This is a genomic window from Novosphingobium aeonii, from assembly GCF_052279045.1.
Lineage (GTDB): Bacteria > Pseudomonadota > Alphaproteobacteria > Sphingomonadales > Sphingomonadaceae > Novosphingobium.
The window spans coordinates 137,103-149,050 of the sequence record NZ_CP176832.1; the positions used below are offsets into that span (position 1 = coordinate 137,103).

Annotated in this window: 9 protein-coding genes and 1 tRNA gene; 5 read left to right on the forward strand and 5 right to left on the reverse strand. The window is 64.9% G+C overall.

Features of this window, described 5'->3' with window-relative positions; translation table 11 throughout:
- Positions 1-132 precede the first annotated feature (132 nt).
- On the reverse strand, positions 133-1,128 hold the full coding sequence (locus tag ACLIMP_RS00745; RefSeq protein ID WP_185998294.1) for a bile acid:sodium symporter family protein: 996 nt from the start codon (positions 1,126-1,128) through the stop codon (positions 133-135).
- Positions 1,129-1,386: 258 nt separating this feature from the next.
- Positions 1,387-1,463 (reverse strand) — tRNA-Arg (locus ACLIMP_RS00750).
- 98 nt (positions 1,464-1,561) lie between these two features.
- Between ACLIMP_RS00750 and ACLIMP_RS00755 the strand changes: the two genes are divergently transcribed.
- Together ACLIMP_RS00755 and recF are read left to right on the forward strand one after the other, a co-directional pair.
- Complete coding sequence (locus tag ACLIMP_RS00755; protein ID WP_324696895.1) at positions 1,562-2,401, forward strand: queuosine precursor transporter; 840 nt, start codon at positions 1,562-1,564, stop codon at positions 2,399-2,401.
- Between the two features lie 53 nt (positions 2,402-2,454).
- The gene (gene recF, locus ACLIMP_RS00760; protein ID WP_324696897.1) at positions 2,455-3,558 is read left to right on the forward strand and encodes a DNA replication/repair protein RecF; all 1,104 of its coding nucleotides are present in this window, start codon (positions 2,455-2,457) and stop codon (positions 3,556-3,558) included.
- Positions 3,559-3,786: 228 nt separating this feature from the next.
- Here the strand turns inward: recF and ACLIMP_RS00765 are convergent, their stop codons facing one another.
- On the reverse strand, positions 3,787-4,518 hold the full coding sequence (locus ACLIMP_RS00765; RefSeq protein WP_420719848.1) for an arylesterase: 732 nt from the start codon (positions 4,516-4,518) through the stop codon (positions 3,787-3,789).
- A 37-nt stretch (positions 4,519-4,555) separates the two neighbouring features.
- Between ACLIMP_RS00765 and ACLIMP_RS00770 the strand changes: the two genes are divergently transcribed.
- Both ACLIMP_RS00770 and ACLIMP_RS00775 read left to right on the forward strand, forming a co-directional pair.
- Entirely contained in the window at positions 4,556-5,293 is a 738-nt protein-coding gene (locus tag ACLIMP_RS00770; RefSeq protein WP_324699078.1) for an ABC transporter ATP-binding protein, read from the forward strand.
- Positions 5,286-7,814: an ABC transporter permease gene (locus ACLIMP_RS00775; RefSeq protein WP_324696899.1), complete on the forward strand. Its 2,529-nt coding sequence runs from the start codon at positions 5,286-5,288 to the stop codon at positions 7,812-7,814. The genes ACLIMP_RS00770 and ACLIMP_RS00775 overlap by 8 nt, the downstream gene beginning before the upstream one ends.
- A gap of 27 nt (positions 7,815-7,841) precedes the next feature.
- Here ACLIMP_RS00775 and ACLIMP_RS00780 read toward each other — a convergent pair whose 3' ends face one another.
- Entirely contained in the window at positions 7,842-8,324 is a 483-nt protein-coding gene (locus ACLIMP_RS00780) for an RDD family protein (RefSeq protein WP_054439564.1), read from the reverse strand.
- Between the two features lie 616 nt (positions 8,325-8,940).
- Between ACLIMP_RS00780 and typA the strand changes: the two genes are divergently transcribed.
- Positions 8,941-10,770: a translational GTPase TypA gene (gene typA, locus ACLIMP_RS00785; RefSeq protein ID WP_054439562.1), complete on the forward strand. Its 1,830-nt coding sequence runs from the start codon at positions 8,941-8,943 to the stop codon at positions 10,768-10,770.
- A 125-nt stretch (positions 10,771-10,895) separates the two neighbouring features.
- Here typA and ACLIMP_RS00790 read toward each other — a convergent pair whose 3' ends face one another.
- On the reverse strand, positions 10,896-11,771 hold the full coding sequence (locus tag ACLIMP_RS00790; protein WP_054439561.1) for an outer membrane protein: 876 nt from the start codon (positions 11,769-11,771) through the stop codon (positions 10,896-10,898).
- Between the last annotated feature and the right edge of the window lie 177 nt (positions 11,772-11,948).

The following is an 11,948-nucleotide window of genomic DNA, read 5'->3' on the forward strand; positions in this document are numbered from 1 at the left end:
AAACCATTGTTCGCTCGGCATTGTGCCGCCAGCGATATCGGCTGTCGTTCGGCGCGGCGCTGGAGGAAGGGGCGGTTCATGGTCTGCTTATGGCGCAAACCGGTTGACCAACCCTTAAGTGGCAAGGCCTGATCACGCCGGAGAAAGCGCCCCGTCGCCCTTCCGCTCTTCGGCCTTGGCGGCGAGCCTTCGGGCGAGAACGGCGCAGACCATGAGCTGGATCTGGTGGAAGAACATCAGCGGCAGGATGATCGCGCCCACCTGCGCGGCGGGAAACAGCACGCCTGCCAGCGGCACGCCGGTCGCCAGGCTCTTTTTCGAGCCGCAGAACAGGATGACGATGCGGTCTTCGTGATTGAAGCCCAGCAGCCTGCCCAGCACATTTCCCAGCACCATCACGAGCGCCAGAATCCCAAGCGAAAGCGCCGCGATGAGCGCCAGTTCGGAAAGCGTCACCTTCTGCCACAGTCCCTCGAGCACGGCGGCCCCGAACGCGGTATAGACCACCAGCAGGATCGAACCGCGATCCGTATAGCCCAGCAGCTTCTTGTGCCGTTGGACGAAGCCCCCGATCCACGGCCGCAGCAGGTGCCCCGCCACGAACGGCAGCAGCAGCTGGAGCGAAATCGTGACGATCGGATCGGTCGAGAAGCCCTGCGCCTTGCCGGTGATGAGCAGCGCGGTGAGCACCGGGGTCAGGAAAATGCCCGCAAGGTTCGAGAACGAGGCGCTGCACACCGCCGCCGCCACATTGCCGCCCGCAATCGCGGTGAAGGCGATCGAACTCTGCACCGTCGAGGGCAGCAGGGTCAGGAACAGCACCCCGGTTGCCAGCGAGGGTTCGAGGCCCGGAATGGCACTCACGCCAAGGCCGATCAGCGGGAACAGCACGAAAGTCAGGCAGGCCACCGTCAGATGCAGCTTCCACGCCCGCGCCCCGTCGAGGATAGCCTCGCGAGAGAGCTTGGCGCCGTGCAGGAAGAACAGCAGCGCGATCCCCGCATCGGCCACCCCGCCCGCCACATCCGCCCAGACCCCGCGCGCCGGAAGCACCGAGGCCAGCCCCACCGTCGAGACCAGCAGGAGAAGATAAGGGTCGATGTTCAGGCGCGAAAGCAGGCGATTCATCCCGCTTCTCTAAAGCCTTGCCGCGCCCGGCAAAAGCCCCCGAAGCGCCTCCTTGCGAGGAACAAGTCGCGCGGCGACGGGTTGATCTCCTCAACAACTCGGGAAAGGATCTACCATGCGTTCCGGACTTTTGTGGCTGATAGGCGTGCCCATTCCAATCATTCTGCTGCTGGCCTATTGCACCGGCCATCTCTGACTACGGATCGCCGGCCCAGCAGCGCGCCTCACGCGGCGCCGAATGACTATTTTCGCGAGAATTGGCGCGCCCGGCAGGGTTCGAACCTGCGACCCCAAGCTTAGAAGGCTCGTGCTCTATCCAGCTGAGCTACGGGCGCGCGCCGGCTCCCCATAGCGCGGTTCGCCGCCAGCGCAAACCGCATGGACGGCGCAAGTTGTGCTTTGCGACGTTGCAGTGGCAGGTTACGCACAGCCGATGAGCGAAGCAGACCCTTCAAGCCCCGGCATTTCGGGCTCAGGCCTTTCCCGTATCGACGGCATGGCCGGCGCCCGGCGCCACTTCCGATATTTCGACTATATGCTGGTCGCCTTCGTGGTGATCCTGCTGCTCTCCAACCTGATCGGCGCCGCCAAGCAGGCCGAAGTTTCGTTCCCCTTCATCGGGCCGGTCACATTCGGCGCCGGTGTGCTGTTCTTCCCGGTTTCCTACATCATCGGCGATGTGCTCACCGAGGTTTACGGCTATGCCAACGCCCGCCGCTGCATCTGGGTGGGCTTCTTCGCACTGCTGTTCATGGTACTGATGAGCGTGGTCGTGGTCGAAATACCCGCCAACCCCGAATGGGCGCTCGCCTCGGCGACCTATACGGTCGCCGGCAAGGAGGTGACCGCGCCCAATCAGGCGGCCTACTATTCGATCTTCGGCCAGACCCCGCGTATCGTCTTCGCCTCGGTCTGCGCATTCTGGGCGGGGGAATTCGTCAACTCCTTCGTGCTGGCGCGCATGAAGGTCATGACCCAGGGCAAGCACTTGTGGACCCGCACCATCGGATCGACGGTGTTCGGCGAAGGCGTGGACAGCGCGCTGTTCTATCCGCTCGCCTTCCTTGGCGTGGCCGGATTCACCCCTCATTCCATCGCTCTGCTGGCGCTGACCCAGTGGCTCATCAAGACGGGCTGGGAAGTCGTGCTGACCCCCGTGACCTACGTGGTCGTCGGCTGGCTCAAAAAGCGTGAAGGCGTGGACGTGTTCGACAGCAACGTGGACTTCTCGCCTTTCGCCAAGACCCGCAAGACCGTGGCAACCCCCGAATAAAGCGCGCCTTCCGCTTGGCATGACCGGCCCGCCCCGGTAGGTCCGGCGCGACCATGCTCGACCGCATCCTCCTGTCCCGTTTCCGCAACCACCGCGAGACCGCGGTGGAAGGCACGGCTCAGTTCAACCTCCTCGTGGGAGAAAACGGCGCGGGCAAGACCAACGTGCTGGAGGCCATCTCCCTGCTCTCGCCCGGACGCGGACTCCGGCGGGCGAGCCTGGCGGACATGCCCGGGCAGGGCTTCGACGGCGGCTTCGCGGTAAGCGCCGCTCTGGCAACGCCCGGGGCGGGGGCCGAGGAGGAACCCGTGCAACTGGGAACCGGCATCATGGCCGAACGTCCCGGCCGCAGGGTCGTGCAGATTAACGGCGCCGAGGCTCCGGCGGTGCGCCTTGCCGAATGGCTGTCGATCGGCTGGCTGACCCCCGCGATGGACCGCATCTTCGTGGAAGGGGCCGGCGCGCGCAGGCGCTTCCTCGACCGTCTGGTCCTGGCGGTCCGGCCGGATCACGCCGGCCATGCCACTCGGCTGGACAATGCCCTGCGCGAACGCAATCGCCTGCTCTCGGACGACCTCGCGCCCGACCCGCGCTGGCTCGATGCAATCGAGACGCAACTGGCCGAAGCCGGTGCAATGGTTGCCGCAGCGCGCGCGGAACTGGTGCAAAGGCTTGAGGAAACCCTCACATCCCTACCGGAATCGCCGTTCGCGCGGCCTTCCCTCGCCTATCAGCCCGGCGGGCCGATCGACGCCGAAGCCCTTGCCCGCGCCTTGCGCGATGGGCGCCCCCGCGAACGCGCGGCCCAGCGCACCTTGACCGGCCCTCACCGCGACGAAATGCTCGTAACCATGGCAGGAAAAGGCCAGCCTGCCGCCGAATGCTCCACCGGCGAGCAGAAAGCCATGCTGATCGCGATCACGCTGGCTCATTCGCAGCTACTGGAAAGCGGTGTGGAGCAACGCCCTCGCCTGCTCCTGCTCGATGAAGTTGCCGCCCATCTCGACCCGCTTCGCCGCGAAGCTCTGTTCGACCGTCTCCGCGCCGGATCGGCCCAAGTCTGGCTGACGGGCACGGAACTCGCCCCCTTCGATGCCATCGCCCGGGAGGCCGCCGTGTGGGAAGTCAGTTCGGGTTCGGTGCACCGGCTGGACTAGGTCGTAAACTCATAAACGACACCATCGAGGCTTGAGGCAAAATGGCTCAGCGCCAGAAGGGAAGGCGCTGGAATATGTCGATATTTCAATCCTTCCTGACGCGGCGCTGGGCCATTTTGGTCAAACGTAGTTCACCGCAAGGTAAATCCCGAAGGGACGCCCAAATGGCTTCCATCTCGGGCCGAAGCCGTTCGCCATTTGGGCGCCTCGATGGTTCCGTTTATGAGTTTACGACCTAGGGTCGGCACTTGCCTCCGCAGTCTTCGGAAGCGCGTCCGCCACGTCGTCCACCGTGGCGGTGACGATGGCATCGATGCCGATCGCGGTCGGGTGGACATGGTCCTTCTGCATGAGGTCCGGCTTGTCGATCACCGGCTGAAGGAAGAACGGCACCAGAACCGCGCCATACTTCTGTGCGAGTTGCGGATAGATCGGATTGAAGTTCGCCGCATAGTCCTTGCCCAGGTTCGGTGCGGCCATCATCCCGAGCAGAACGATGCGGATGCCGTCCCCCTTCAACCGCTTGAGGATTTCTTCGAGGTTCCTGCGCGTCTCTGCCGGAGGAAGCGAACGCAGCATGTCGTTGCCGCCAAGGCTGACGATCGCGAGTTCCGGTTTGGGAGACTGGCTCTTCAGCGTGAAATCGAGCCGTTCCAGCCCGGCCGCCGTCGTGTCTCCCGAAACCCCCGCATTGGCGATCTTCGCGTTCACGCCCCGTGCGCGAAGGGCCTGTTCGAGCCGGTCCGGGTAGCTTTCGCCGTCATCCAGGCCATAACCCGCCAGCAGCGAATCCCCGAAGGCGAGGATCGGTCGCTCCGGTCCCATCACGGGAATCGAGGGCGACGTATCGACCGCGCTCCGTGTCTGCTCGGGCACGGGAGGCGCCGCCTTGTCGCAGGCGCTGAGCAGGAACGGCAGCAGAAGCGACGGGACGAGCAGGACTTTCGCGTGAGCGCGCAAGGCTTTCTCCTTGAACTACGGGGCTTTGCCCACCCATATGGTGCAGGTGAGCGATCCTTCCCAGCCCCCCGCCCCTTCAATTCGTGCGCAGGACCTGCGCCTCACCCTCGGCAGCGGCGAAAGCGCGGTCGAAATCCTCAAGGGCATCGACCTCGTCGTCCCGCAAGGACAGACACTGGCGCTGCTCGGGCCTTCAGGTTCCGGCAAGTCTTCGCTGATGGCGGTGCTGTCCGGTCTGGAGCGGGCGAGTTCCGGTTCGCTGAGCATCGCCGGACAGGATTTCGCGGCGATGGACGAGGACGCGCTGGCCCGCGCCAGGCGGGGGCGGATCGGCGTCGTGCTCCAGGCCTTCCACCTTCTCCCCACCATGACCGCGCTCGAAAACGTGGCGACTCCCCTCGAACTTGCCGGGCTGGACCATCCGCGCGAGCGAGCCGAGGCAGAACTCGTCGCGGTCGGCCTCGGCCACCGTCTTTCGCACTACCCGGCCCAGCTTTCCGGTGGCGAGCAACAGCGTGTCGCCATTGCCCGCGCCCTGGCGCCCCGCCCTTCGCTGGTCTTCGCGGACGAACCGACCGGCAATCTCGACGCGGCGACCGGCGCCACGATCATCGACCTGCTCTTCGCCCGCCGCGCCGAGACGGGAGCGACCCTGCTCATCATCACGCATGACGAAGGCCTTGCCGGACATTGCGAACGGGTGGTGGCACTGGCTGACGGCAGGATCGCGAGAGACACGCTTGCAGCCCGCGGCACGGATTCCGTCCTTGCCTGACCGCGCGCTGCCGTGGCGAACGGCATGGACACTCGCCCGTCGCGATCTTTCCGCCCGCTTCAGGGGCCTGCGGCTTCTGCTGGTCTGCCTGTTCCTGGGCGTCGGCGCGATCGCCGCCATCGGCACCCTGACCGGCTCCATCGACCGCGAATTGACGACGCGGGGCAGGGAAGTTCTCGGCGGCGACATCGAACTCAGGACCTGGCAGCGCAGTCTGTCCCAGGAGGAGATCAAGGCACTTGCCCGCTACGGCAAGGTTTCGCCGGGGCTGCGCCTGCAGGCCATCGCCCGCAAGGGCGAATTGACGGCACCTGTCGCGCTCAAGGCCGTGGACACCAACTGGCCGCTCTATGGCCGGCTGGAGCTTCAGGACGGCCGCAAGGTCGGCGCGCCGCCCCGCGGCAGCGTCTGGCTTTCCGAAGGAACCGCCGCAAGGCTCGGCGCGCGGACCGGCGACAGGATATCGCTCGGCGGGGTAGACCAGCGGATCGGCGGCATCATCGCCAGCGACCCCGAAAAGCTGTCCGAAGGCTTCGCACTGGGCGATTCGGCGATCTCCGCGCTCGATCTTCCCGAACGCGCGGGGCTGACCACGGCAGGCGCGATGTACCGCAGCGCCACGCGCGTCCGCTTCGCCGATCCGCAGCGGGACCCGGAAATCGTGATCGATGCGCTGGCAAAGCAGTTCGGAGACGATGCCTTCGAAACCCGCACCCGTAACGCCGCATCGCCATCCACCCAGCGCTTCGTCAGCCGGATGGGCCAGTTCCTCGCGCTCGTCGGCCTCGCAGCGCTGGCGATCGCGGGAATCGGGATCGGCGGCGGTGTATCCTCCTATCTCGAAGCCCGTCGCACCTCGATCGCGACGCTCAAGGTGCTGGGCGCGACCAGCGGCGACATCGCAAGAATCTACGTGCTTCAGGTCGGCGCGGCCGCGCTGGCCGGGAGCCTTGCCGGGCTGCTCGCGGGCGTTCTGGTAACGCCGCTGCTGGCACAGGCATTGGGCGCATTGCTGCCCGTCGATACCGGCTTCACCATATCGCCCGCAGCATTGCTGACGGCAATGGCCTATGGCCTGCTGGTGGCGCTGGTATTCGCTGCCCCGCCGCTTGCGCGGGCACGCAGCTTTCCGGCGATGGCGCTCATGCGGGCGCGGGTCTCTCCACTTGCAGGCAATTCCAAGGCGTGGCTGCTGCCGGTATGCCTCGGCCTTTGCGCCATCGTCGCGCTGGCGCTGCTCAATGCCGCGCAGCCGCTGGTAACGCTCGGGTTCCTTGCCGGAGCAGCCGCCCTGCTCGGACTGCTGGCACTGATCGGCACCGGCATCCGCACTCTTGCGGCCCGCATGCCCCGGCCTCGCAACCCGATGCTGCGCGCAGGGCTCGCCAATCTTCACCGCCCGGGAGCCCAGACCGGCGCCCTCGTCACCGCGCTGGGCTTCGGTCTCTCCGCTTTCGTGCTGATCGCTGCCGTCCAAACCAGCCTCGACGCAAATATCCGCAGGACCGTCCCCGCCCGGGCGCCGGACTTCTTCGTGCTTGACGTTCCGAAGGACAAGGCCGGGGCATTTCGCGACACGGTCAAGGCCGAGGTCCCCGGAGCGGTTGTCCGCATGGTTCCAAACCTGCGCGGCCGCATCCTCGCCTATGGCCCCAGGGATCACATGACCCGCGTGGCCGACCTGAAGGAAATTCCCGAAGATGCCTGGGCACTGAAGGGCGAGCGCGGCCTGACATATTCGGTCGGCGTGCCCGAAGGCAGCACCGTCACGTCCGGCAAGTGGTGGCCCGAGATCCACCGCGGCGAGCCGCTGGTTTCCGTCGATGAAAAATTCGCCCAGACCGTGGGCCTCAAAGTCGGCGACTATGTGACCGTCGGCCTGCTCGGCGTGGAGCGCACTGCCCGGATCGCCGCACTGCGCCGGATCGACTGGGATACGCTGGGCTTCAACTTCGTCCTCGTGTTTTCGCCCAATGCCATCGCCGATGCGCCGCACAACCTTGCCGCCACCATCGAGCTTCCGCGCGGCAAGGCCACGGCAGGCCTGTTGCCCATGCTCGTCCGCGCATTCCCCTCCAGTTCGGTGATCGAGACCGGAACCCTGCTGCGCGATGCCCGCGACCTGCTCGACCAGATGACGCTGGCCATTCTCGCCGCCGCTTCGGTTGCCGTGCTGGCGGGATTGGCCGTGCTGCTTGGCGCCATCGCCGCCGCCCGCGCCAGCCGGACTTACGACAACGTGATCCTGCGCGTACTGGGCGCGAGCCGGGGGCAGCTCCTGCTCCTGCAAATCACCGAATACGGACTGATCGCCGGGGTGCTGGCAGTCATCGCGCTGGCCACGGGAAGCGCCATGGCCTGGGCGGTCATCGTCAAGCTCTTCGAATTCGAGTGGCTGCCGGACTGGCCGCGCATCCTGGCCGTGCTCGGCGCCGGACTGGTGCTGATCGTGAGCTTTGCCCTGGCCGGTTCGCTGCCGCTGCTGCGGGCGAAACCCGCAAGGGCTCTACGGGAGTTGTAGAGCCCTCCCCAGCGGCAGATTGAGCGTTCAGGCGAAAACGCTGTTTTCGATCTGGCGGACTTCGTGCGGATCGCGGGTCCGATAGACGAGCGTGCTTGCCAGCACGTCGTGCAGACCCTGCTTGCGCTCGGTGAAGGCCACCATGATAAAGCCGATCGCCAAGAGCAGCCCCGACAGGATCTTGCCGAAATAGCGCCCCGTCGCGCGCAGGAAGCTGATGCGGTTTCCGTGCATGTCGGTAACGATCACACCCACCGCCAGCTTGCCGACAGTCGCCTGCCAGGGCGAGCTTTCGAGAACCGCGAAGTAAAGCCAGGAACAGACGAGCCCGAGGCCGGCCCCCAGCAGCATGGAAAGCCCCGCTGCCATGTCGGCGTTCGCGCCCCCGCTCATGATCGAACCGATCCCGAAGCCGGTAAACATGCCGAGAATCCCGATGCCTATGTTCACGATGAAATAATCGATGAAGTAGGCGAGAACCCGCCACCAGAATCCACCGTATGGCACCATCTTCGCTATCCCCTTGCTCGAAGCACGATGTTTGCCGACCGCAAGACACGGCCGCCCTGAAACAGCGTAGCCATCGAAACCGCGATGACGAAGCCAAAATTGCAAATGTTATGACACGTTTACCTGCCGAAAAGACCGCTTCAGCCGATCCGGGCAGATGCCACAGGAAAAGGGGCGCTCAGGCAAAGCCCGGCGCCCCTGGCTGAGTTTGCGATCCCTTGCGTCTCCTCCCTGCCGCTCAGGTCCGCGCTTTCGCGTTCCGAGCTTTAGCCGGCAACGCGCCGCCGCGCCCAGAAGGCACGACTGGATTCTTGTTCAACCAGGTCTGGCGAAACGCCCTGTGTGGGGGAGCCTCGGCATTCCTCTCTCCATGCGGCGGCACTTTTTTTGTTAGCGCCGTCTCGCCTTGATTACAGGGAGGACATTAGGCGATTTGTGCGGCCTGAACAATCACTCAAAAGGGTTCCGGCAGGTCTTCCGGGCAGCTGTGGCAGACAGGCAACGGTTGCGCGCATCGGCTCAGCGCTTGCCGCAAACGCGCATATCAGGTAAGGGCGCGCCAATTTTGCGGCGCAGCATGCGCTGCTGGCCAACTCCTCGAACCGATAGGCACTGCATGTCAGCCCCGCTTCCCTTGCGCAATATTGCGATCATTGCGCACGTCGACCATGGCAAGACCACCCTCGTCGACCAGCTTTTCCGCCAGTCCGGCACCTTCCGTGACAACCAGCGCATCGAAGAACGTGCGATGGACTCGAACGACCTCGAAAAGGAACGCGGGATCACCATCCTTGCGAAGCCGACTTCGATCGAGTGGAACGGCTACCGCATCAACATCGTCGACACCCCCGGCCACGCCGACTTCGGCGCCGAAGTGGAACGCATCCTCTCGATGGTCGACGGCGTCGTCCTGCTGGTGGACTCGTCGGAAGGCGCGATGCCGCAGACGAAGTTCGTCACCGGCAAGGCGCTCGGCCTCGGCCTGAAGCCGATCGTCGTCGTCAACAAGATCGACCGTCCCGACGGCCGTCACGCCGAAGTGCTGGACGAAGTGTTCGACCTCTTCGTCAGCCTCGACGCCAACGACGAACAGCTCGACTTCCCGACCCTCTACGCTTCGGGCCGCAACGGCTACGCCAGCTACGATCCGGATGCCCGCGAAGGCAACCTGACCCCGCTGTTCGAAAAGATCGTCGAGCACGTTCCGGCCCCTGACCTCGATCAGGACGCGCCGTTCTCGTTCCTAGCCACCCTGCTTGATCGCGACAACTTCATGGGCCGCGTCCTCACCGGCCGCGTCCAGTCGGGCACGCTGAAGGTCAACGATCCGATCCGCGCCATCGACATGGACGGCAAGGTCATCGAAGTCGGCCGCGCCACCAAGGTGCTGTCGTTCCGTGGCCTTGACCGCGTTCCCGTGGAAGAAGCCCGCGCCGGTGACATCATCGCGCTGGCCGGCCTCGAAAAGGCCACCGTGTCGAACACCATCGCCGATCCTTCGGTTTCCACCGCGATCCAGGCGCAGCCGATCGATCCGCCGACCCTGGCGATGCGCTTTGCCGTCAACGACTCGCCGCTCGCGGGCCGTGAAGGCGACAAGGTCACCAGCCGCATGATCCGCGACCGCCTGATGCGCGAAGCGGAAACCAACGTCGCCATCCGCGTCACCGAATCGGCCGACCGCGACAGCTTCGAAGTGGCCGGTCGCGGCGAACTTCAGCTGGGCGTCGTGATCGAAACGATGCGCCGCGAAGGCTTCGAGCTGGGCATCAGCCGTCCGCGCGTGCTGTTCGGCAAGGACGAGAAGGGTGGCCGCACCGAACCGTACGAAACCGTCGTGATCGACGTGGACGACGAATTCTCGGGCACGGTCGTCGAGAAGATGCAGCGCCGCAAGGCCGAGCTTACCGACATGCGCCCTTCGGGCGCCGGCAAGACCCGCATCACCTTCTCGGCTCCTTCGCGCGGCCTGATCGGCTACCACGGCGAGTTCCTCTCGGACACCCGCGGCACCGGCATCATGAACCGCCTGTTCGAGAAGTACGACAGCCACAAGGGTCCGATCGAAGGCCGCCAGAACGGCGTGCTGATCTCGAACGGCACCGGTGAGGCCGTGGGCTACGCGCTGAACAGCCTCGAAGATCGCGGCATCCTGTTCGTGAAGCCGCAGGAAAAGATCTACGAAGGCATGATCATCGGCGAAAACGCCAAGCCCGACGATCTCGAAGTGAACCCGATGAAGTCGAAGCAGCTGACGAACTTCCGTTCGACCGGCAAGGACGACGCCATCCGCCTCACCCCGCCCCGCGTCATGACGCTGGAGCAGGCGATCGCTTACATCGACGACGATGAAATGGTCGAAGTGACCCCACAGTCGATCCGTCTGCGCAAGGCCTACCTCGACCCGAACGAGCGCAAGAAGCAGAGCCGCAAGAAGGACGCCTGATCTCTCGGCGCCCTGGCGCCGGGATCGGACAGGATCTGAAAGCCGGATCCGGAAACATGACGGGCGACAACCGCAAGGTTGCCGCCCGTTGCCGTTTTCGGCTCTCTCCCAATCTTGTCAGATGGTCAGAACTGGAAACCCAGGGTCGCGCGGAGCGAGTGATAGTCGAAGTTCTTGTCCGAACCCTTGATCCGGGTCGAGCCCGAATCGATCAGGAATGGATTGGTTGCCGGGGCAGTGCCCGGACCCACTTCGACATTGTACTTGTTGTCGTTGTAGCGATTGTAGAGATATTCGAGGCCGAGGCTGACATTGCGGGCGACCATGATCTCGCCGCCACCGCCGGCCTGCCAACCCCAGACCATCTTGTTGTTGCGCTGCGGATCGAACGAATTCACTTCATTGGTGGTCTGGAACTGATGGTCGATCTTGGCCATCCCGCCGCCGCCGGTCACATAGAACAGCGCCCCGCCGCCGGGCGTATAGCCTGCCCGCAGACGACCGGAGACACCGTAGTCGAGCTTGCGCTGGATCGAGTAGCTCGCCGGCGTCGTGCTGAAGCCGGAGGTCGCGTCCTTTGCTTCGCTCTTGACGCCCTCGACCAGGCCGCCGAGCACGAAGTTGCCCATGCGCTTGTCATATCCGAAACGGACGCCGTACTCCGCACCGTCCTTGTCACTGCGGCACCCATCCGCCGGAGTGGCGCCGCGCGCACGGCCATTGCAGAAGCCCGGACTGAACGCATTGGCGCCGCCCGCCGTATTCACGGTGTTGTCGTAGCGGCCATCGCCATCGGTATCGAAACGCAGACTGTCGCCGCGATCGTTTCCACGAGCGGAAAGACCGCCGAAGGCCTGGATGTAAGGACCGTCGAAATGGCTGTTGCGTGCGGGCGTGTCAGTCGCCATCGGCGCGGCGGCATCCTCTTGCGCCATGGCGGGCAGAGCCGCGGCGGCAGCGGCGAGGCTCACCGCCGACGTGAGAAAGCGTAGCGTTTTCATGATAATATCCCTGTCACTATTCGTGTCTTGCCTTCCCCGAAGACTGGAGCGCCGCTTTAGTTGCCGGTCTTGCGCCGAGCCGAGGAGCAGGATGGGGCAGGCCGAAAACGCCGACCGGAAAAGGTGTGCCAGGTTCATACAAACTCGTACAAACCTGAACGAATTCTGCTGAACCTG

Bases quoted from the DNA above. Each gene is read 5' to 3' on its own strand.
- ACLIMP_RS00770 (WP_324699078.1), top strand. From the start codon at position 4,556: ATGGTGCAGGTGAGCGATCCTTCCCAGCCCCCCGCCCCTTCAATTCGT.
- ACLIMP_RS00745 (WP_185998294.1), bottom strand. From the start codon at position 1,128: ATGAATCGCCTGCTTTCGCGCCTGAACATCGACCCTTATCTTCTCCTG.
- ACLIMP_RS00755 (WP_324696895.1), top strand. From the start codon at position 1,562: ATGAGCGAAGCAGACCCTTCAAGCCCCGGCATTTCGGGCTCAGGCCTT.
- ACLIMP_RS00780 (WP_054439564.1), bottom strand. From the start codon at position 8,324: ATGGTGCCATACGGTGGATTCTGGTGGCGGGTTCTCGCCTACTTCATC.
- typA (WP_054439562.1), top strand. From the start codon at position 8,941: ATGTCAGCCCCGCTTCCCTTGCGCAATATTGCGATCATTGCGCACGTC.
- recF (WP_324696897.1), top strand. From the start codon at position 2,455: ATGCTCGACCGCATCCTCCTGTCCCGTTTCCGCAACCACCGCGAGACC.
- ACLIMP_RS00790 (WP_054439561.1), bottom strand. From the start codon at position 11,771: ATGAAAACGCTACGCTTTCTCACGTCGGCGGTGAGCCTCGCCGCTGCC.